This window comes from Arthrobacter sp. ov118 (genome assembly GCF_900116495.1).
Lineage (GTDB): Bacteria > Actinomycetota > Actinomycetes > Actinomycetales > Micrococcaceae > Arthrobacter.
Genome location: NZ_FPAY01000013.1, coordinates 1 through 19,421, shown reverse-complemented (window position 1 = coordinate 19,421; position 19,421 = coordinate 1). Strand labels below are relative to the sequence as shown.

The 19,421-nt window shown below is 66.9% G+C and carries 15 protein-coding genes, 1 tRNA gene and 1 pseudogene; 9 read left to right on the top strand and 8 right to left on the bottom strand.

From position 1 onward, the window contains the following. Window positions 1-2: 2 nt before the first annotated feature. From thrC to argS, 4 genes are read right to left on the bottom strand one after another with little or no spacing between them, the layout of a single operon-like run. Window positions 3-1,109 carry a threonine synthase gene (thrC, locus tag BM372_RS18815; RefSeq protein WP_090956977.1) on the bottom strand — a complete coding sequence of 369 codons (1,107 nt, stop codon included), beginning with the start codon at window positions 1,107-1,109 and terminating at the stop codon, window positions 3-5. After that, window positions 1,110-2,438, bottom strand: coding sequence for a homoserine dehydrogenase (locus BM372_RS18810; RefSeq protein ID WP_090956976.1), 1,329 nt, complete (start codon window positions 2,436-2,438; stop codon window positions 1,110-1,112). It abuts the gene before it with no gap. Next, complete coding sequence (lysA, locus tag BM372_RS18805) at window positions 2,439-3,896, bottom strand: diaminopimelate decarboxylase (RefSeq protein ID WP_090957045.1); 1,458 nt, start codon at window positions 3,894-3,896, stop codon at window positions 2,439-2,441. 5 nt (window positions 3,897-3,901) lie between these two features. Next, window positions 3,902-5,566, bottom strand: a complete 1,665-nt coding sequence (gene argS, locus BM372_RS18800) for an arginine--tRNA ligase (protein WP_090956975.1) — start codon at window positions 5,564-5,566, stop codon at window positions 3,902-3,904. Between the two features lie 196 nt (window positions 5,567-5,762). Here argS and BM372_RS18795 point away from each other — a divergent pair, with 196 nt between their 5' ends. From BM372_RS18795 to BM372_RS18780, 4 genes are all read left to right on the top strand, one after another. Then, window positions 5,763-6,197: an FMN-binding protein gene (locus BM372_RS18795; RefSeq protein WP_090956974.1), complete on the top strand. Its 435-nt coding sequence runs from the start codon at window positions 5,763-5,765 to the stop codon at window positions 6,195-6,197. Between the two features lie 20 nt (window positions 6,198-6,217). Further along, the gene (locus BM372_RS18790) at window positions 6,218-7,090 is read left to right on the top strand and encodes an FAD:protein FMN transferase (RefSeq protein ID WP_090956973.1); all 873 of its coding nucleotides are present in this window, start codon (window positions 6,218-6,220) and stop codon (window positions 7,088-7,090) included. After that, complete coding sequence (locus BM372_RS18785; protein ID WP_090956972.1) at window positions 7,087-8,721, top strand: ferredoxin--NADP reductase; 1,635 nt, start codon at window positions 7,087-7,089, stop codon at window positions 8,719-8,721. The genes BM372_RS18790 and BM372_RS18785 overlap by 4 nt, the downstream gene beginning before the upstream one ends. 161 nt (window positions 8,722-8,882) lie before the next feature. After that, a tRNA-Arg gene (locus BM372_RS18780) sits at window positions 8,883-8,955 on the top strand. 81 nt (window positions 8,956-9,036) lie between these two features. Here the strand turns inward: BM372_RS18780 and BM372_RS18775 are convergent. After that, entirely contained in the window at window positions 9,037-9,966 is a 930-nt protein-coding gene (locus tag BM372_RS18775; RefSeq protein ID WP_143111515.1) for a hypothetical protein, read from the bottom strand. Window positions 9,967-10,185: 219 nt separating this feature from the next. On the opposite strand from BM372_RS18775, the gene BM372_RS18770 reads away from it, so the two are divergent. Further along, on the top strand, window positions 10,186-11,244 hold the full coding sequence (locus tag BM372_RS18770) for a M4 family metallopeptidase (RefSeq protein ID WP_090956970.1): 1,059 nt from the start codon (window positions 10,186-10,188) through the stop codon (window positions 11,242-11,244). 68 nt (window positions 11,245-11,312) lie between these two features. Then, window positions 11,313-11,609, top strand: a complete 297-nt coding sequence (locus tag BM372_RS18765) for a protealysin inhibitor emfourin (protein ID WP_090956969.1) — start codon at window positions 11,313-11,315, stop codon at window positions 11,607-11,609. 39 nt (window positions 11,610-11,648) lie between these two features. Here the strand turns inward: BM372_RS18765 and BM372_RS18760 are convergent, their stop codons facing one another. Beyond that, the gene (locus BM372_RS18760) at window positions 11,649-12,614 is read right to left on the bottom strand and encodes a GlxA family transcriptional regulator (RefSeq protein WP_090956968.1); all 966 of its coding nucleotides are present in this window, start codon (window positions 12,612-12,614) and stop codon (window positions 11,649-11,651) included. A gap of 81 nt (window positions 12,615-12,695) precedes the next feature. Here BM372_RS18760 and BM372_RS20795 point away from each other — a divergent pair, with 81 nt between their 5' ends. Then, complete coding sequence (locus BM372_RS20795; RefSeq protein WP_177236077.1) at window positions 12,696-12,863, top strand: hypothetical protein; 168 nt, start codon at window positions 12,696-12,698, stop codon at window positions 12,861-12,863. Window positions 12,864-13,019: 156 nt separating this feature from the next. Next, window positions 13,020-17,069, top strand: a complete 4,050-nt coding sequence (hrpA, locus tag BM372_RS18755) for an ATP-dependent RNA helicase HrpA (protein WP_090956967.1) — start codon at window positions 13,020-13,022, stop codon at window positions 17,067-17,069. 89 nt (window positions 17,070-17,158) lie between these two features. On the opposite strand, the gene BM372_RS18750 is transcribed toward hrpA, so the two are convergent. Next, window positions 17,159-17,587, bottom strand: a complete 429-nt coding sequence (locus tag BM372_RS18750; RefSeq protein WP_090956966.1) for an HIT family protein — start codon at window positions 17,585-17,587, stop codon at window positions 17,159-17,161. Next, on the bottom strand, window positions 17,584-18,789 hold the full coding sequence (locus tag BM372_RS18745; protein WP_090956965.1) for an NAD(P)-dependent alcohol dehydrogenase: 1,206 nt from the start codon (window positions 18,787-18,789) through the stop codon (window positions 17,584-17,586). Before BM372_RS18745 ends, BM372_RS18750 begins: the two co-directional genes overlap by 4 nt. Before the next feature lie 255 nt (window positions 18,790-19,044). Between BM372_RS18745 and BM372_RS18740 the strand changes: the two are divergent. Then, window positions 19,045-19,421: pseudogene (locus tag BM372_RS18740) on the top strand (HNH endonuclease); the annotation flags it as partial.

The window sequence follows — 19,421 nt, the reverse complement described above, 5'->3', positions numbered from 1 at the left end:
CGCTATTTTTCTTCCAGTCCCAGTGCCGCGGCGACGGTGACGACGTCGTTGGAGACCTTGACCGGCTGCACATCGCTGCCGTCCTCGGTGCGCAGGGCCCACTGCGGGTCCTTGAGGCCGTGGCCGGTTACGGTGATGACGATCGTCCTGCCGGCCGGCACTTGCCCGGCCGCGTGCTTTTTGATCAGGCCGGCGACGCCGGCAGCGGAGCCGGGCTCCACGAAGACGCCTTCCTTGGCGGAGAGCCAGCGGTGCGCGGACAGGATTTCCTCATCCGTGACCGCCTCGATCACGCCGCCGGATTCATCCCGCGCCGCGACGGCGGTGTCCCACGAGGCCGGATTGCCGATCCGGATGGCGGTGGCGATCGTGTCGGGCTCCGTGATCGGGTGGCCGGCCACGAACGGGGCGGCCCCCGCCGCCTGGAATCCCCACATGACCGGGGTCTTGGTCGCGACGGCCGGCAATGTCCCGGCGGTGGGCGACGCGAACGCCGCGGCGTACTCCTTGTAACCCTTCCAGTAAGCGCTGATGTTGCCGGCGTTGCCCACGGGAAGCACGTGGAAGTCGGGGGCGTCGCCCAGCGCGTCCACCACTTCAAAGGCGCCCGTCTTCTGGCCCTCAATCCGGGCCGGGTTGACCGAGTTCACCAGGAACACCGGGTAGGACTCGCCGAGCTTGCGGGCGATGTCCAGGCAGTCGTCGAAGTTGCCGTCCACCTGCAGCAGCGTGGCACCGTGGGCGATTGCTTGGCTGAGCTTGCCCATGGAGATCTTGCCCTCCGGGACCAGCACCGCGCACTGCAGTCCGGCAGCGGTGGCGTAGGCCGCGGCGGAGGCGGAGGTGTTGCCGGTGGAAGCGCAGACCACGGCCTTGGCGCCGGCGGCCACCGCTGCCGTCATGGCCATGGTCATGCCGCGGTCCTTGAACGAACCGGTCGGGTTCATGCCTTCGACCTTGAGGTAGACGGTGCTGCCGGTCAGTTCGGAGAGCTGGCGGGCGTGCACAAGCGGGGTGCCGCCCTCGCCCAGGGTTATGACCTTAGTGGCTTCCGTGACAGGAAGACGATCAGCGTATTCGCGGATGACACCGCGCCATTGGTGAGCCACTTAGACCCCTTCTACCCGCAGTACGGATGTGACGGAATTGATGACGTCCAGGCCTTTGACGGCCTCGACGGTTGCTGCAAGTGCGGCTTCGCGTGCACGGTGTGTCACGATCCGCAGCTCGGCCGACTCCACGTTGGAGTCGGCGTCGCGGTGGATGGTCTGCCGCATGATTTCGATGGATACGCCGTGCTCTGCGAAGAGGTGGGCGATCTTGGCCAGGACGCCGGGCTGGTCCGCGACGTCGAGCCCGATGTAGTAGCTCGTGATGGAGGCGTCGATGGGCAGCGCGGGCACGTGCCCGGTGGTGGTTTCGGTCCGGCCGGGGCCGCCCAGGACCAGGCGGCGGGCCGCGGAGACGAGGTCGCCCAGCACGGCAGACGCCGTCGGCGTGCCACCGGCACCCTGGCCGTAGAACATGAGCTCGCCGGCGTTCTCCGCTTCGATGAAGACGGCATTGAACGCACCGCGGACAGCGGCGAGGGGGTGTTCGCGGGGCAGCAACGTGGGGTGCACGCGGACGGAGACTCCGGCGCCGCCTTCAGTTTCCGTGCCTGCGTCGGTGAGTTTCTCGGCGATCGCGAGGAGTTTAATGACGAAGCCGGCCTCCTTCGCGGCGGCGATGTCCGCAGCGGTGACGGCCGTGATCCCCTCGCACGAGACGTCCTCCAGGGCGAACCGGGTGTGGAAGGACAGCGAGGCCAGGATCGCGGCCTTGGCGGCGGCGTCGTAGCCCTCGATGTCGGCCGTGGGGTCGGCTTCCGCATAGCCCAGGCGCTGGGCCTCGGCCAGGGCATCGGCGAACTGCGCCCCCGTGGAGTCCATCTGGTCCAGGATGAAGTTGGTGGTGCCGTTGACAATGCCGAGTACGCGCGTGATCCGGTCGCCGGAGAGGCTGTCACGGATCGGCCGCAGGATGGGGATGGCGCCGGCGACGGCGGCCTCGTAGGAGAGCTGCACCCCGGCCTTGTCCGCTTCCTCGTAGAGGGTGGGACCGTCCTGTGCCAGGAGCGCCTTGTTGCCGCTGACAACACAAGCGCCGTTGCGCATGGCCGTCAGGATCAACGTGCGGGCCGGCTCAATCCCACCCATGAGCTCGATCACGAGGTCGGCGTCCTTGACGAGCAATTCGGCGTCGGTGGTGAACAGCTCGCGCGGCAGGTCGACTTCGCGCGGGGCGTCCACATTGCGCACGGCGATGCCGCTCAATTCAAGGCGGGCCCCGGTGCGCGCCGCGAGGGCATCGGCGTCGTCAATGAGAATGCGCGCAACCTGGGCCCCGACGTTGCCACAGCCCAGCAGGGCCACTTTCAGGGTTCGCAATTCGGTCATTCAGACTCCCATGTCGCGGTTGAGCAAATCTTCTTCGGTTTCCCCGCGGACAATGAGTCGGGCAGATCCGTCGCTGACAGCGACAACGCCCGGCCGGGCCAGATAGTTGTAGTTGCTTGACAGGGCCCAGCAGTAGGCGCCGGTCCCCGGTACAGCAAGCAGATCACCGGCTGCCACGTCCTCGGGCAGATATACATCTCTAACAACTATGTCGCCGCTCTCGCAATGTTTGCCCACTACGCGGGACAACTGCGGCGCCGCGTCGGAGCTCCGTGAGGCGAGAATCGCCGAATAATCCGCGTCGTACAGCACCGGACGGGGGTTGTCGCTCATCCCGCCGTCCACCGACACATACCGGCGGGGGTACGTAACGTCGCCGGCGGCGTTGTCGCCGCCGACGGCCGGCGCATCCACCCGGACTGTCTTGAGCGTGCCAACCTCGTACAGCGTAAACGTGGTGCTTCCAACGATTGCGCGGCCCGGTTCGATCGAGATCCGCGGGGCGGTGATGCCGAGCGCGGCGCACTTGGAGCGCACGACGGCGGCCATCGCCTGCGCGATTTCGGCGGCCGGGCGGGGCGTGTCAACGGGGGTGTAGGCGATGCCGTAGCCGCCCCCGAGGTCCAGTTCGGGCAGCACGATGGAGTACTTGGACTGCATCGCCGCCAGGAAATCCAGCAGCTTCTCCGCGGCGAGGGCGAAGCCGTCCGGTTCGAAGATCTGCGAGCCGATGTGGCAGTGCAGCCCCAGTAGCTCGATGCTCTCGTGCCGGGTGGCCGCGGCCACGGCTTCCTCGGCAGCGGACAGGCCGGCCTGGTCGGTGGTATCCCCGGCCATGGAGAGGCCAAACTTCTGGTCCTCATGGGCGGTGGCGATGAACTCGTGGGTGTGGGCGTGCACGCCGGGGGTCAGCCGGAGCATGACCCTGGCGGTGTCGCCCCGGTTGGCGGCGATCGTTGCGACGCGTTCGAGTTCGTCCAGGCTGTCCACCACGATCCGGCCCAGCTGCATGTCGAGAGCCCGGTGGATTTCGCCGTCGGACTTGTTGTTGCCGTGCAGGGCGACGTCGGCGCCGGGGATGCCGGCGCGGGCGGCAACGGCGAGTTCGCCGCCGGAGGCCGTGTCCAGGCGCAACCCCTCCTCCTCAACCCAGCGGACCACGGAGGTGCACAGGAAGGATTTGCCGGCGTAGTAGACGTCCACTCCCCCGCAGATGTCCGCGAAGGCGTCGTTGAACGCGTCGCTGAACGCCCGGGCCCGGGCGCGGAAGTCGGACTCGCTCAGCACGAACAGCGGCGTGCCGTACTGGCGCTGCAGTTCGCTGACGGTCAACCCGTCGATGGTCAGTTCGCCGTCGCCGTTCCGGGCCACACCGCCTGCCCACAGCGGTTCGTGGAGTGCGTTCAGGTCGGCGGGGACCTCAAGCCAGGCGGGCGCGAGCGGGGAATCTGTTGTCATGGCGGTCACATCCGTTCCGGCGCCGAGACGCCCAGCAGTTCGAGTCCGTTGGCCAGCACCTGGCTGGTGGCGTCGTTGAGCCAGAGCCTGGTGCGGTTGGTGTCGGTGATGGGCTCTTCGCCCTGGGGCGCCACCCGGCAGGCGTCATACCAGCGGTGGTAGGCGCCTGCGATGACCTCCAGGTGGCGGGCCACGCGGTGCGGCTCGCGCAGTTCGGCGGCCTTGGCCACCACGGAGGGGTAGCTGCCCAGGTGGGAGAGCAATTCGTTTTCGGTGGGGTGGTCCAGGAGGGCTGCGTCGAAGCTGTCCTTGCCGTTCACACGGCGCTCCACGCCTGCGGCCACGGCGTTGCGGGCGGCGCCGCGGGAACGGGCGTGCGCGTACTGGACGTAGAACACCGGGTTTTCGTTGCTGTGCTTCTTGAGCAGCTCGGGGTCCAGGGTCAGCGGCGAATCGGCGGGGAACCGGGCAAGGGAGTAGCGGACAGCGTCCTTGCCGAGCCAGGAGATGAGGTCCTTGAGCTCGATGATGTTGCCGGCGCGCTTGGAAAGCTTGGCGCCGTTGACGGAGACCAGCTGGCCGATCAGGACCTCGATATTGACCTCGGGATCGTCGCCTGCGGCGGCTGCGATGGCCTTGAGCCGGTTGATGTAGCCGTGGTGGTCGGCGCCAAGGAGGTAGATCTTCTCGGTGTAGCCGCGGTCCTTCTTGGACAGGTAGTAGGCGGCGTCGGCGGCAAAGTACGTCGGCTCGCCGTTCGCGCGGATCATCACGCGGTCCTTGTCATCGTCGAAGTCGGTGGTGCGCAGCCATACCGCGCCGCCGTCGTCGTAGACGTGGCCCTGTTCCCGCAGGCGGGCGACGGCATCTTCGATCGCGCCGGCGTCGTGAAGTTCCTGCTCTGAGAAGAAAACGTCAAAGTCGACGCCGAACTCGGCCAGCGTCGCCTTGATGTCGTGCATCTGTGCCTTGTAGGCAGCTCCCCGGATCACCGGCAGGGCCGCCACTTCGGTCAGTTCGCGGATGCCCGGGTGTTCGCTGAGCACCTCATGGCCGAGGTCGGCGATGTACTGGCCCGGGTAGCCGCCCTCGGGCACGTCCCGCCCATGCAGCCTGGCGAACACCGAGTTCGCGAACACGTTCATCTGGGAGCCGGCATCGTTGATGTAGTACTCGGCCGTGACTTCGGCGCCGGAGGCCCGCAGGACGCGCGCGATCGCGTCGCCCAGGGCGGCCCAGCGGGTGTGGCCGATGTGCAGCGGGCCGGTCGGGTTGGCCGAGACGAACTCCATGTTGACCACGTGTCCGGCGAGCGCGGTGTTGGTCCCGTAGGCCGGGCCTGCTTCGACGATGGCCTTGGCGAGCGCACCCGCGGCGGCGGCGTCGACCGTGATGTTCAGGAAGCCGGGCCCGGCGATATCCACGGCGGAAACGCCGTCGATCGTCTTCAACCGGGCGCTCAGGACGGAGGCAAATTCACGCGGGTTGGTGCCTGCCCCCTTGGCCAGCTGCAACGCAATGTTGGTGGCCCAGTCCCCGTGCTCCCTGTTCTTCGGGCGCTCGACGCGCACCTGGTCCGGGATGTCAGCGGCGGCAAGGGCGATTTCGCCGGCCGCGACGGCGTCCTTCAGGCAGGCGGATATGGCGAGGGAAAGTTCTTCTGGGGTCACACTTCTAGCCTACCGGTGGGCCAGTGGTGCGGCGGAATCCCGCGCCAGGCATGACGGACGGGGCCAGAGGCAACAAACTCAAGAAGCGCTGGACACCTTGCTCCAAGGTGAACCGCTACCCTGAAACCAACGTCATCACCGCTGTAAGTGCCTGCACACTTTCGCTGTCCGGTCCCCGCAACGAATCGAGCTCCGCATGAATACCGCCATCCGTAAGAGCGTCCTGGTCGGCCTTGCCGGCCTGTCCGTTGCCGGCACCGCGGCCGGCTGCGCCCCGGCTGTGCAACCCCCGGCCGCCGAGGCCGCGCCGCCTGCGTCCGGGTCCGCTGGCACCGGTTCCTACAAGGACGGCACCTACAGCGCCGACGGCAACTACAAATCCCCCAACGGCATCGAGACCGTTGGCGTGGAACTGACACTGGCCGGCGGAACGGTATCCGATGTGAAGATCACGACGCACCCGTCAAACCCGAACACCCGCAAGTTCCAAGGCGAGTTCGCCGGCGGCATCCAGGCCCAGGTTGTGGGTAAGAAGCTTGACGAGCTCCAGGTGTCCAAAGTCGCCGGATCCTCGCTGACCAGCGGCGGCTTTAACCAGGCCGTGGCGAAGATCAAGTCCCAGGCCCAATAAGGCGCAGGGACAGAGGAATCGTGCCGCACCCGGGCTGGGCGCACTTCAGCTTTGACGGGATCGGGACCAGCTGGGAGATTTCCACGCCGTCCCGCCTGTCCGGTGAGCACCGCCGCGGACTGCTCGCCACGGTGGAACGGTACGACGCCGCGTGGTCCCGTTTCCGGGCCGACTCGCTCGTAGCGGACGCAGCCCGGTCGCCGGGCCGCTTGGAGCTGCCCGCGGAGGCCGCGGCGCTGGGAGACCTCTATGGCACGCTGTACCGGCTCACCGAGGGGGCTATGACCCCGCTGATCGGCAGCAGCCTGGAGCAGCTTGGCTACGACGCCCGGTACACGCTGCGCCCGTCCGGCCGGCCGCTTCCCGCACCGCGCTGGGAGGATGTGCTGGACTGGCAGGGCGCCGTGCTGACCAACACCGTCCCCGTAGTGATCGACGTCGGCGCCGCCGGCAAGGGCCAGCTGGCCGATCTGCTCTCCGCCCAGCTCCGGGACGGCGGCTACGCGGAGCACTTCATCGATGCCAGCGGGGACCTGCTGAATCCCGGGCCGGAGCCGGTGGAGGTGGCGCTCGAGCACCCGTACGATCCCACGCAGGCCATCGGGACGATCCGGTTCGGCGCCGGTGCCCTGTGTGCTTCGGCCGCCAACCGGCGGGCCTGGGCTGACGGCTTCCACCACGTGCTGGACGGCACCACCGGAGCTCCGGTCCGCACGGTCGTTGCCAGCTGGGTTATGGCCGAAACCGCGATGGTGGCCGACGCGCTTGCCACCGCGCTGTTCTTCGTCGACGGCCCGCGGTTGGAAAAAGAGTTCGACTTCGACTGGCTCACCGCATATTCAGACGGGCACGCAGAGTTTTCCACCGGCTTTGAGGGGGCGCTGTTTTCATGACTGCCATCACCACGACTTCACTCGGTTCCAGGCTGGACACAGCCCTGGGCCGGCTCACCATGTACCGCCTGGTGCTGTGGGTCCTGGCCGCCCTTGCCGCCTACAGCCTCCTGCTGAATGTGCTGGGCTGGCTCACCTTCGGGCTGCCGGAAATGATCGCCCACCTGGTCCTGTGCCTTGGCCTGACGTACGGCTCCAACCGGGCAATCGCCGCGCTCTTCCACGTGCGGCCGCACCTGGAGTCCTCACTCATCACAGGCCTCCTGCTGTACTTCCTCTTCTGGCCCAGCCAGCTGACGCAGGGGATTCAAGTGGCCGAACTCGCCGGCGTCGCCTTGGCCTGTGTGCTGGCCTCGGCCTCGAAATACGCGCTGGCCTGGCGCGGCCGCCACATCTTTAACCCGGCCGCGGCCGGAGCCTTCCTGGCCGGGCTGACCGGACTGAACATTGCCACCTGGTGGGCGGCGACACCGGCCATGCTCTTGCTGGTGTTGCCGGGTGCGCTGCTGGTGCTCTACCGGGTCCGGAAGCTGACGATGGCTGCCGTCTTCACAGTGGTCGCGGTGTCCGTCGTGACCGCCGACCTTCTCCAGTCCGGGATGGCGCTGCCTGAGGCCCTGTGGCAGCCGCTCGCGCAGCGTCCGGTGCTGTTCTTCGTCGGGTTCATGCTGACTGAGCCGCTCACCCTGCCGCCACGGCGCTGGCAGCAGCTGGCGGAGGCCGCCGTCGTCGGGGTGCTTTTCGCCGTCCCCTACGACCTCGGGTTTGTATTCAGCTCCCCCGAGCTGGCCCTGCTGGTGGGCAACGTGCTCGCCTTCGCCGCCGGGCAGCGCGGCGCAGTCCGGCTGCGGTTCGTCGGCAGGAGGCCGCTAACGCCGACGACGACGGAATTCAGCTTCCGCCCCGAGCGCCCGGTACGCTTCACGGCCGGACAGTATCTGGAGCTGCACCTTCCGCCGGATCAGGCCGGCGACAGGCAGGCCGGCGGCAGGCAGGCCGGCAAGGGTGATGGAAAGGGAATCCGGCGGGTGTTCAGCCTGACCAGCGCGCCCGGCGCACCCCTTCTGACGATCGGTGTGGGGACGGCGGAGCCGGTGTCATCAGCCAAACGCTCGCTGCTCGGCTTGGTCCCCGGTGACAGGCTCAGCGCCACCACGGTGGGCGGCGACTTCGTGCTGCCCCGGAACCCCTCGACGCCTGTGCTGCTCATCGCCGCCGGAATCGGCATCACCCCTTACCTGGCCCATCTGGCGGATGCCACGGCTGCCGCCTCGGGTGCCGGCCGTGCCGGCGCCTCCGCTGCCGGCCAGGGCGGCCCTGCCGGGAACAGGGACGTCGTCCTGCTTTATCTGGCAAAGAACGCCGCGGAACTCGCCTATGCGGAGGAACTGCAGCGCTCCGGGGCCCGCATCCTGGCCCGGCTTGGCGACGGCTCGGCACCGCCGCCGGCCTTCATGCAGGACGCCGGGGCCGAGAGGATTGACGCTGCGGCCCTCAAGAAGCTGGTCCCCGATGTCGCTGGTCGGGAGATCTATATTTCCGGCTCGCCCGCCAGTGTGCGCTCACTGGGGACTGCGGCACGGCGCGCCGGCGCCCGCCGGGTGCACGAGGACTCCTTCACCGGCTACTGAGCCGACCGGCGAGCTGGGTGGCTTGTCAACAGACTAAGACACGCACTCAACGCGCCTAATTCATGCTCGAAAAGGTGGCGGAGGCGGACCGATTTTCCGTTGGGGGCCACCTTCCTGCTAAGCTCTAGGACGTCCCGCCGGTTACGGCAGGATCCCTGGATGCCCTCGTAGCTCAGGGGATAGAGCGTCTGCCTCCGGAGCAGAAGGTCGTAGGTTCGAATCCTATCGAGGGCACAGACACGAACCCCTAGAATCCGCTGGATTCTAGGGGTTCTTTCTTGTTTTCTGGATGCCCCAAAGGACCGGCAAAGCTCCTCATCTACCTTGGGTCAGCTCTGACCCAAGGTTGCCCGGCCCGCACGCTGCCCCGACGTTTGACCGGTAATTCTTCGGCGCCAGTACAGGCCGGTTGCAGATCGTTCCTGCCAGGTACACGGATGAGTAAACGTCTTCGAAATCCTCTACCTCTGTAAAAGGAAGCAGGGCCACCTTCCTGCCAGGCGAAATGGTCTGGCGGACCTCCTTGTCGCCGTCCACAACTTTGAGTTCGACCTCCAGGCGGCACAGTTTTGTGGCGCTGGCCTCCAGATTCAGCACCAGATACTCCCGTTCTTCCCCGGCAAGAGTGATCGTTCGATTGGGAAAGAACGGCTGCTGTTCCTTGCCCGGCCCCACGACTTCGGCACCGCTACCCGGCCTGTCCGCGTACAGGCGGAAAACAATCGAATTGCTCGCATTGCCTACTCCCCCAAGGACAGTTTTCACGAGACTTCCTCTGCTGGGCTCCTCGCAAGTGCTCACAGGCTGTATGTCTGTCACCCGAACGGGATGTGGCCGATTGCTTTTCAGTTCCAGCCTGAGCTGGGGATAACTCAGTGGTATTCCGTCGCGTTTTTCCATCAGCCACGAGACCTGCTGCTCTGAGCCCATACTGCGAAGGCTCTCCAGATCCTGATCCGAGAGGGCCCCGGCGCGCGGCAGCGATACACCATGCAAGGCAGAATGCTCCAGCGAGACAACAGCCGAGACCGGGTCTCCAATGTCGGGAGCGAAGTTCTCAATTATTCGGCCGAACGTAAACTGCAGCGGAGCGTTGAGAGCCGCGCCCAGTGCTATGAGAACGACGCCTCCCACCCACAGGAAAGGTTTTTGCCACCACGGTGTCCTGGTGTCCTTGGGCGGGGCGCCACTGGTTTTCTTTCGCGATGAAGCCTTCGCTGGCTTCCGGTCCTTCGAGCTTCCCATTTCTCGGCTCCGGTTCAGGCGTGGGCACTCTCGTGAGACCGTGCGCATCATGCTAGGAAGCTGGCCTGCTGCCGTCAATGACTAAGCGGAAACTCGTGACACATGCACATTGCCAACGAACAACGGCCCCGTCCCCTGCCGATTGTCGGTGCCCGCTCGTAGGCTGTTCTCATCGGTGGCGCGCTACCCTGCACGCCCCGAAGCATGAGGGGGTCTCACATGTTCGTTCCAAGTGTGCACTGTTCCATCGTTCCGCCCTACCTACTCCGCCGCATCGCCGCCCAGCAGGAGCCGCGGCTCTCCGGCGCGGCCGAGGCCGCACGCAATGCGCTGCTGCACGTCAGCAGCTTCCAGGCGACCCGCGCCGAGCCGTCCCCGCTGGCGATCCCGGCCATGGTCGGCGCCAAACCGGGCCCGCCCGAGCGCACCATCTATGACGCCATGTCCCTGGAAGAGCTCCCGGGCAGCCCGGTCCGCAAGGAGGGCAAGCCGCCCACCGGGGACGCCGCCACGGATGAAGCGTACGACGGGCTGGGCTCCACGCACCGGCTCTACGCGGACGCCTTTGGCCGCGACTCCATCGACGGACGGGGACTCCCCCTCGAAGCCACGGTCCACTACGGCAAACGCTATGACAACGCGTTCTGGGACGGCCGGCAGATGGTGTTCGGCGACGGCGACGGCGAGGTCTTCGGCAGGTTCACCAAGTCGCTGAGCGTGATCGGCCACGAACTCGCCCACGGCGTCACGCAGTTTTCCGCCGGCCTCAACTACCGCAACCAGGCCGGAGCCCTCAACGAATCCCTGTCCGACGTCTTCGGGGCCCTCGTGGAGCAGTACGCAAAGCAGCAGTCCACCGCGGAGGCGAGCTGGCTGATCGGCGAGGGGCTGTTTACGGATCAGGTCCAGGGCGCCGCCCTGCGGTCCATGAAGGCCCCAGGCACAGCCTACGACGACGACGTGCTCGGCAAGGATCCCCAGCCGGACACGATGGATTCCTATGTTCGGACACGGACGGACTATGGCGGCGTGCACATCAACTCCGGCATCCCCAACCGTGCGTTCTGCCTGGTGGCCACGGCTCTCGGCGGAAATGCCTGGGACGCCCCCGGGCAGATCTGGTACGAGACCTTGACCGGCGGCGGGCTGGCGCCGAACACAACATTTACTGCCTTCGCGAAGGCCACTGCGGCATCCGCCAAGGAACTTTTCGGCGCCGAATCCCCGGCCCATGACGCCGTCCGGTCTGCGTGGGACACTGTGAAGGTAAAGCTGTAATCCGACGCAGCAATCCAACGCAGCAACCAAGGCCGTGAGGATCGCTGGCTCATGAAAATCGCAGGCTCATGAAAATAATCGTCCAGCGCAGCGGCGGCGTGGCCGGAATGAAAAGGACGTGGACCGTCCAGCCGGAGCCGCCGGAGGACACCGACCGGTGGCAACCGCTGATTGAGGCGTGTCCGTGGGATGCCATCACGGGAATCGGCGGAGCCGCCGGCCAGCCGGACCGGTTCATGTACAGCATCCGGGCCGATCGACGCCGTGCGGTCCTGCCGGAGCGTGAATTGACGGGCCCGTGGCGCGACCTTGTGGAATGCGCCCGGGCTGCGGCCGAAGAGTCAGCACCGCCGGACCCTGCCTAGCCCGTCCCCGGGGGGGAGCAGTTGTCCCCGGGGTTTGCCCTATGCCGTGGCCAGGTGCCCCCGGAAGGTGCGGCGGTAGGACTGCGGGCTGGTGTCCAGTGCCTTCGTAAAGTGGTGCCGCAACAGGACGGAATGTCCGAAGCCGGACTCCCGCGCGATCTCGTCAATGTTGAGCTCCGTGGTCTCCAGCAATTCCTGGGCGCGCAGCACCCGCTGGCCATTGAGCCATGCCGCCGGGGTGGCCCCCGTTTCCGCGCGGAACCGCCGGGCGAATGTCCGCGGCGACATATGGACCCGGGCCGCCAGTTCGTTGACCGGGTGCTCCTCGTCCAGGTGACGGACCATCCATTGCAGCAGCTGCTCCATGGGCTCGGAGCCGCACTGCGGAATGGGCCGGTCGATGTACTGCGCCTGGCCGCCGTCGCGGTGCGGCGGAACCACCATGTCCCGGGCGATCGCGGCAGCTACCTTGGCGCCAAATTCAACCCGGATCAGGTGCAGGCAGGCATCGATCCCCGCGGCGGTCCCGGCGCTCGTGATGATCCGGTCGTCTTCGACGTAGAGCACGTTTTCATCCACCAGGACAGCAGGGTACTGGCTGGCGAGCTCCTGCGAGTAGTGCCAGTGCGTGGTGCACCGGCGGCCGTCAAGCAGGCCCGCCCGGGCCAGGGCAAAGGCCCCGGAACAAATGGACATTACCCAGGCACCGCGGGCGTGGGCGGCCCGCAGCGTGTCCAGGACGGATTGGGGGACGTCCTCGTCGTGGCCGTAAGGCGCCATCACCACCAGGTCTGCGTCCGCCGCCGCGTCCAGCCCCAAGCCGACGTGCATGGACAGCCCGGATTTGAGCGGGACATCCCCCGGCTCCGGCGCGCAGACCCGGAAATCGAAGGCGGGCACGCCGTTTCCGCGGTCCGAGCGGTCGATGCCAAAGACCTCAAAAGCGGTCGCAAACTCAAAAATCGAGAAGTTGGGAACCACGATCATCGCCACTGATTTGATCATGATTCCAGTGTGGCAGAAATTATAGCTTTTTGGGCATTTCTGCCACTTTTTTTCGTCGGCGCACAGGAGAACCATGGAGGTATGGAACTCCTCGGAATCGCCGTCATCATCTTGATTCTCGCCATCATCACGGCCACCATCTCCGCCTTGCGCAGGGACGGCCTTGGCCACAACCCGCCCGTCCGCTCGGAAGACTATTGGATGGCCCGGGACCTGCCCAGCGTCAACTACACGCTGCGGAATTTCTAACCCCTACCCGCACACGCACGGCTCACCCGCACACCAACACCCCCGCAAATCCACCCGGGCCCGGCCATCCAGCCGGGCCCCCGCCAAGCGCCGGTGCCGGCATTCGAGCCGGCGACACCCCAGGAAACAGCCCGCCCCAGTAGACTGTCTCCAGCCATGACATTGCATATTTCCTACCCCGCCGAGCTGCCGGTTTCCGAGCGCCGCGAAGATCTGATGGCCGCCATCGCGGCCAACCAGGTGACCATCATCGCCGGCGAGACCGGCTCGGGTAAGACCACCCAGATCCCGAAGATGTGCCTGGAACTAGGCCTGGGCGAGAACGGGCTGATCGGCCACACCCAGCCGCGCCGGCTGGCTGCCCGCACCGTTGCTGAGCGCATCGCGGAGGAACTCGGCGTCGAGATCGGCCAGGAAGTCGGCTTCCAGGTCCGCTTCACCGGTGAGGTCAGCCGCTCCACCAAGGTCAAACTCATGACCGACGGCATCCTGCTGGCGGAAATTCAGCGCGACAAGCTGCTGCGCAAGTACAACGCCATCATCATCGACGAGGCGCACGAGCGCAGCCTCAACATCGACTTCATCCTCGGCTATCTCAAGCGGATCCTGCCGCAGCGCCCGGACCTGAAGATCGTCATCACCTCGGCCACCATCGATCCCGAGCGCTTCGCCCAGCATTTCGGCAGCGAGGAAGAGCCCTCCCCCATCATTGAGGTCTCCGGCCGGACATATCCGGTGGAAATCCGCTACCGCCCGCTCTCCCAGCCGGCCGGCGGCGGCGCCGAAGACGCAGACGGAGAAGGCGCGGCCTCGGACGACGAACTCGAGGAGGACCGCGACCCGCTCGATGCGGTGTGCGACGCCGTCGACGAGCTCGCATTGGAGGCCCACGGCGACATCCTCATCTTCTTCTCCGGCGAGCGCGAAATCCGCGACGCCGCGGAGGCCCTCAACGCCCGCATCCAGTCCAACCGGCGGCTGGCCGGCACCGAGGTTCTTCCGCTTTTCGCCCGGCTGAGCCTCCAGGAGCAGCACAAGGTCTTCCACCCTGGCAGCAAGCGGCGGATCGTGCTGGCGACGAACGTGGCCGAAACCTCCCTGACCGTACCGGGCATCAAATACGTCATCGACACCGGCACGGCACGCATTTCCCGCTACTCGCATCGAACCAAGGTCCAGCGCCTGCCGATTGAGCGGGTTTCGCAGGCCTCCGCCAATCAGCGCTCGGGCCGCTGCGGCCGCGTGTCGGACGGCATCGCCATCCGGCTGTATTCGAAAGAGGACTTCGAGTCCCGGCCGCTGTTCACCGACCCCGAAATCCTGCGCACCAACCTCGCCGCCGTCATCCTGCAGATGACTGCCATGGGCGTGGCGCGCGGGCCCAAGGATGTGGAGAACTTCCCGTTCGTGGAACCGCCGGATTCCCGGGCGATTAACGACGGCGTCAGCCTCCTGCGCGAACTTGGCGCGCTTAGCGCCGCGCGGGCGCCGGAGCAAGCGGACGACGACGGCGACCGGCGCGGCGGGCAGCGCCGTGATTCCGGCCGACCCGGAAGCGGGCTCACCGCCGTCGGGCAGCAGCTGGCCCAATTGCCGGTGGACCCTCGGCTCGGCCGCATGATCGTGGAGGCCGGCCGCCGCGGCTGCGTCCGGGAAGTCATGATCCTGGCGGCGGCGCTGACCATCCAGGACCCGCGAGAGCGCCCGACCGATAAACAGCAGCTTGCCGCTGAAAAGCACGCCAGGTTCCGGGACGAGAACTCGGACTTCACGGGTTACCTCAATCTGTGGAACTACCTGCAGGAGAAACAGCAGGAACTGTCCTCCACTGCGTTCCGCCGGCTCTGCCGCAACGAGTTCATCAACTACCTTCGGGTCCGTGAATGGCAGGACCTCTTCGCCCAGCTCCGCCAGCTTGCCCGGCCGCTGGGCATCAGCCTGGACAACAAACGTCTGGCCGATCCCGTGGGCCACCACGACGGGATCCACATCAGCCTGCTCTCCGGCCTGCTGAGCCATATCGGCATCCTCGACGAGCGCAAGCGCGAGTACGCCGGTGCCCGCGGCAGCCGCTTCGCGATCTTCCCGGGCTCGGCGCTGTTCAAGAAGTCCCCTACGTTCGTGATGGCAGCCGAACTCGTGGAAACGAGCCGGCTCTGGGCCCGAGTCGCGGCGAAGTTCGATCCGCTCTGGGCCGAACAGGTGGCACCTGACCTGGTCAAGCGCAGCTACAGCGAACCCCACTGGTCCAAGAAGATGGGCGCGGTGATGGCCCACGAAAAGGTCACGCTCTATGGCGTGCCCATCATCCCGAGCCGGCGCGTCAACTACGGCAAGGTGGATCCCCAGCTCTGCCGGGACCTCTTCATCCGCCATGCCCTGGTTGAAGGCGACTGGCAGACCCACCACAAGTTCTTCCACCGTAACCGGGCGCTGCTCCAGGAGGTCGAGGAACTGGAGGCACGGATGCGGCGCCGTGACATCCTGGTGGACGACCAGACGCTGTTTGAGTTCTACGACGCCCGGATCGGCAAGGACGTCGTCTCGGAGCGGCACTTCGACAAGTGGTGGAAGGACGCACGGCAGCAGGATCCCGCGCTGCTCGACTTCGACCAGTCCCTGCTCATCAGCGAAGACGCCGCTGCCCTGGACGATTCGGCCTACCCCAAGACCTTGCTACACAAGGGCTTCGAGCTGCCGCTGAGCTACGAATTCCACCCTGTCGCGCCCGGCTCGCCGCCCAATCCTTCCGACGGCGTAACCGCCGAGGTGCCCGTGCTGTTCCTGAACCAGCTCGACGATGCCGCTTTCCGCTGGCTGATTCCCGGGCAGCGGGTGGAGCTTGTAACGGCGCTTATTAAGTCGCTGCCCAAGCAGATCCGCAAGAACTTCGTTCCCGCACCGGATGTGGCGCGCCATGCAGTCGCGGCACTGGAAGCGGACTTCGATCCCGCCACCGATGAACTTGAGCCGTCACTCGAACTCGTGCTGCGGCGGATCCGCGGGCAGGTCATCCCGCCGGGGTCCTGGAACTGGGACGCTATACCGGCGCACCTGCGGGTCAGCTTCCGGGTGGTCGATTCCCGCGGCAAGGTGCTCGATGAGGGCAAGGATCTCGCGGCGCTGCAGGAGCGTTTGGCCCCGGCCACCCGCCGCGCCATCGCGGAATCGCTCGGCGCCACCCCGGGCACGACGGCGCCCCCGGCCAGGGGGAAAGCCTCACCGAATGGAAAGGGCGCGTCGCGGACTTCGGCGGGATCGCCGCCGTCGGGGGCGACGTCGGGTGCGCCCTCGGCCGCACTGGCGGCCGGCACGTCAGCGGCTGCCGGTGGATTCGCCGAACTGACCGGACTCAAGGACTGGACCTTCGGAAAAGTTGAGCGCCAGGTCCAAGGCAGCGTTGGGGGGCACACCGTCACCGGCTATCCGGCCCTGGTGGATGAAGGAAATTCCGTGGCGCTCCGGCTGTTTCAGTCTGCGTCCGAACAGCAGGAGGCCATGCGTGCCGGCGTCATCCGGCTTCTGGCCCTAAAGGTGCCCCCGCCGGACCGTTACGTCCTGGAGCACCTGAACAACACTGAGAAGCTGACGTTCAGCCAGAACCCGCACGGCTCCGTGACCGCGCTGATCGCCGACTGTGCGCTGGCCGCCATCGACAAACTCACTCCGGCGGACCTGCCCTGGGATGAGGTCGCGTTCAAGGCGCTCTATGAGACCGTCCGGGCGGAGCTGATCGACACCGTCTTCACGGTCACCGCCGTCGTCGAACGCATCCTGGCCAGCACGCGGCGGATCGAAAAGCAGCTCAAGGGCACCACAAGCCTGGCCCTTATCAGTGCGCTCAACGACGTCAAGAGCCAGCTGGAGCAGCTCGTTTACCCGGGCTTTGTGGCACGGACGGGCTACGCCCAGCTCAGCCAGCTGCCGCGCTACCTGACAGCGATCGAAAAACGCCTCGAGAAGCTGCCGGGCAACGTCCAGCGGGATGCCCAGCACATGGCCGCCGTCCAGGCCCTTGAGGACGACTACGACGACGCCGTCTCCGCCCTTCTGCCCGGACGACGGGCCGGCGCGGAGCTCACCCATGTGCGCTGGATGATCGAAGAGCTCAGGGTGAGCTTCTTCGCCGTCGAACTCGGAACCGCCTACTCTGTGTCCGAAAAGCGCATCCGGGCGGCGCTGAACAAAGTGCTGGCGCCGGCGTAGGCCCCTTGCCGGGGCCACGCCGGCACAGCCGCCCGGCGCGGGTACCCGGCGCGGGTGCCCGGCGCGGGTACCCGACTTAGGTGCCCGGCTTAGGCGTCCGGGACGTGCTCGGCGTGGCCGGCCGTGCGGAGGCCCGCGCGGAGCTTTTCGGCGTTGGCGTCCAGCCTGGCCGGATCGGGGTGATGGTCCGCCGAGCCGAAATCAAAGTCCGCCATTGAGTTGGAGGGCCACACGTGGACGTGCATGTGGTTGATTTCGTAGCCGGCCACGATCAGGCCGGCCCGCGCCGCCCCGAACACGTCCACCTGGACGGCGCCGATCTTGCGCGCGACCTCCATGACCTTGCCGACGACCTGGGGCGAGGCGTCAGTCCAACGGTCCACTTCCTCGACTGGCACCACGAGGGCGTGGCCGTCGGCCAGCGGGCCCATGGTCAGGAACGCCACGACGTCGTCCTCGCGCCAGACGAAGCGGCCCGGGATCTCGCCGTTGATGATTTTGGTGAAGAGAGTGCTCATGCATCCGCCTTTTCCGCCGGGGACCCCAGGGTGCTGACGTCCAGGACAAAACGGTACTTCACATCGCCGGCCACCATGCGGTCATAGGCTGCGTTGAGCTGATCCGCCCCAACCACCTCAATGTCGGAGACCACGCCGTGTTCGGCGCAGAAGTCCAGCATCTCCTGGGTCTCGGCGATGCCTCCGATCAGCGACCCCGCGTAGGCGATCCGGCGCCGGATCAGGGCGCCGGGATTGACCGGCGGCATCGCTTCCGAGGGCAGGCCCAGCTGGAACAGCGCGCCGTCCAGGCGCAATGTGCGGAAGTACGGGTTGAGATCGTGGGGCGCGGCGACAGTGTCGATGATGACGTCGATGCTGCGGTTCGCGGCCTCCATTGCGGCCGGGTCCGTGGAAAGGATGACGTCGTCGGCGCCCAGCTCGCGGGCCGCGTCGAACTTCTTCTCCGACGTCGTGAAGACCTTGACCTCAGCCCCCATGGCCTTGGCGATCTTGACGGCCATGTGGCCGAGCCCGCCGAGACCGACGACGCCGACGACGTCGCCGTCCTCAACCTCGAAGTGCTTCAAAGGCGAAAACGTGGTGATGCCGGCGCACAGCAGGGGCGCCGCGGCGGCGGGGTCCAGACCTTCCGGGATCCGCAGGACGTAGTTGCGGTCCACCACGATGGATGTGGAGTACCCGCCTTGGGTGATGTCGTCGTCGTTGCGGCCGTCCTTGGCTCCGTAGGTTCCCACCAGGCCCTTTTCGCAATACTGCTCGAGGCCCTCCAGGCAGCTGTCGCATTCGCGGCAGGAATCAACCATGCAGCCCACGCCCACGCGCTCACCCACGGTGAAGTCATCGACGGCGGAACCGATCCGGGTGACCCGGCCGACGATCTCATGACCCGGGATCAAGGGGTACGTATTGCCGCCCCATTCGCCACGGGTAGCATGCACGTCAGAGTGGCAGAGTCCGCAGAATTCGATGGCAATTTCGACGTCGTCCGCCTTCGGCTCCCGGCGGGACACCGTCAGGGGAACCAGTCCGCTGTCCGGCGCCGTGGCCCCATACGCAGCGGCCAGGGTGGGGCCAGCGGTCGCGGGAGCGGCCGTGGTGCTCGTCGTGGGAGCGGCCGTAGGAGCGGCCGTAGTGTCGGGAGTATCGATGTTCGGCAGCGGCTTCGCAAGGGGCGGGGGTACAGGACGTCCAGGTGTCATAGGTCGACGCTACCCCCGGCCCCGGGGTCGGTTCCACTTTGGCGGGACGGGTGCTTACAAGCGCACGCAGGGATAATCCCCAACCTTGGCGGACTGGCCGGTTTGGGAGACGGCCTGGCCGCTTGCCGCCATCGAGGTCATCGGCTTCGAGCGGACAGGAGCCGGGAGTCGCACGAACGCGGGAAATCCGCGTGATTCTTTCCTAACGCTCCGGCCGTCCTAATAAGTGTCAGACCCTCGAAGGACACTTGATTCATGGACAGCAACCAGGGGCCCGAAGTGGTTCCGACGGGAAACAGCGGCACGGACGTCGCTGCGGGCCGGCTCCGCGGCGGGTCTTTCGGGGCCGTCACCGCACTGCTGGCGGCCGTTCCGCTGGCCACCGGCTGCGCCGGGATGATTGATGAGATCCGGGAGCTGGAAGACCTGAAATCCGCCGCCGCGGCCCGCCAGGCCCGGATCGCGGTGGCCTTCGACCTCTCCCAGCGCCGGGCCCAGGCCAACGCCGGGGTACCGCCGGAACGGCCCGGCACCGGCACCGGCGCGCAGATCGCCCTGGCCCGGCGCGAATCCCCCGCCAAAGGCGGCCGCCTCCTCGGACTGGCCAAGGCCCTGGTCACCGAAATGCCGCA

Bases quoted from the DNA above. Each gene is read 5' to 3' on its own strand.
- hrpA (WP_090956967.1), top strand. From the start codon at position 13,020: ATGACATTGCATATTTCCTACCCCGCCGAGCTGCCGGTTTCCGAGCGC.
- BM372_RS18795 (WP_090956974.1), top strand. From the start codon at position 5,763: ATGAATACCGCCATCCGTAAGAGCGTCCTGGTCGGCCTTGCCGGCCTG.
- BM372_RS18810 (WP_090956976.1), bottom strand. From the start codon at position 2,438: ATGACCGAATTGCGAACCCTGAAAGTGGCCCTGCTGGGCTGTGGCAAC.
- BM372_RS18760 (WP_090956968.1), bottom strand. From the start codon at position 12,614: ATGATCAAATCAGTGGCGATGATCGTGGTTCCCAACTTCTCGATTTTT.
- BM372_RS20795 (WP_177236077.1), top strand. From the start codon at position 12,696: ATGGAACTCCTCGGAATCGCCGTCATCATCTTGATTCTCGCCATCATC.
- BM372_RS18775 (WP_143111515.1), bottom strand. From the start codon at position 9,966: ATGGGAAGCTCGAAGGACCGGAAGCCAGCGAAGGCTTCATCGCGAAAG.
- BM372_RS18785 (WP_090956972.1), top strand. From the start codon at position 7,087: ATGACTGCCATCACCACGACTTCACTCGGTTCCAGGCTGGACACAGCC.
- BM372_RS18745 (WP_090956965.1), bottom strand. From the start codon at position 18,789: ATGACACCTGGACGTCCTGTACCCCCGCCCCTTGCGAAGCCGCTGCCG.
- BM372_RS18750 (WP_090956966.1), bottom strand. From the start codon at position 17,587: ATGAGCACTCTCTTCACCAAAATCATCAACGGCGAGATCCCGGGCCGC.
- BM372_RS18770 (WP_090956970.1), top strand. From the start codon at position 10,186: ATGTTCGTTCCAAGTGTGCACTGTTCCATCGTTCCGCCCTACCTACTC.
- lysA (WP_090957045.1), bottom strand. From the start codon at position 3,896: ATGACAACAGATTCCCCGCTCGCGCCCGCCTGGCTTGAGGTCCCCGCC.
- BM372_RS18765 (WP_090956969.1), top strand. From the start codon at position 11,313: ATGAAAATAATCGTCCAGCGCAGCGGCGGCGTGGCCGGAATGAAAAGG.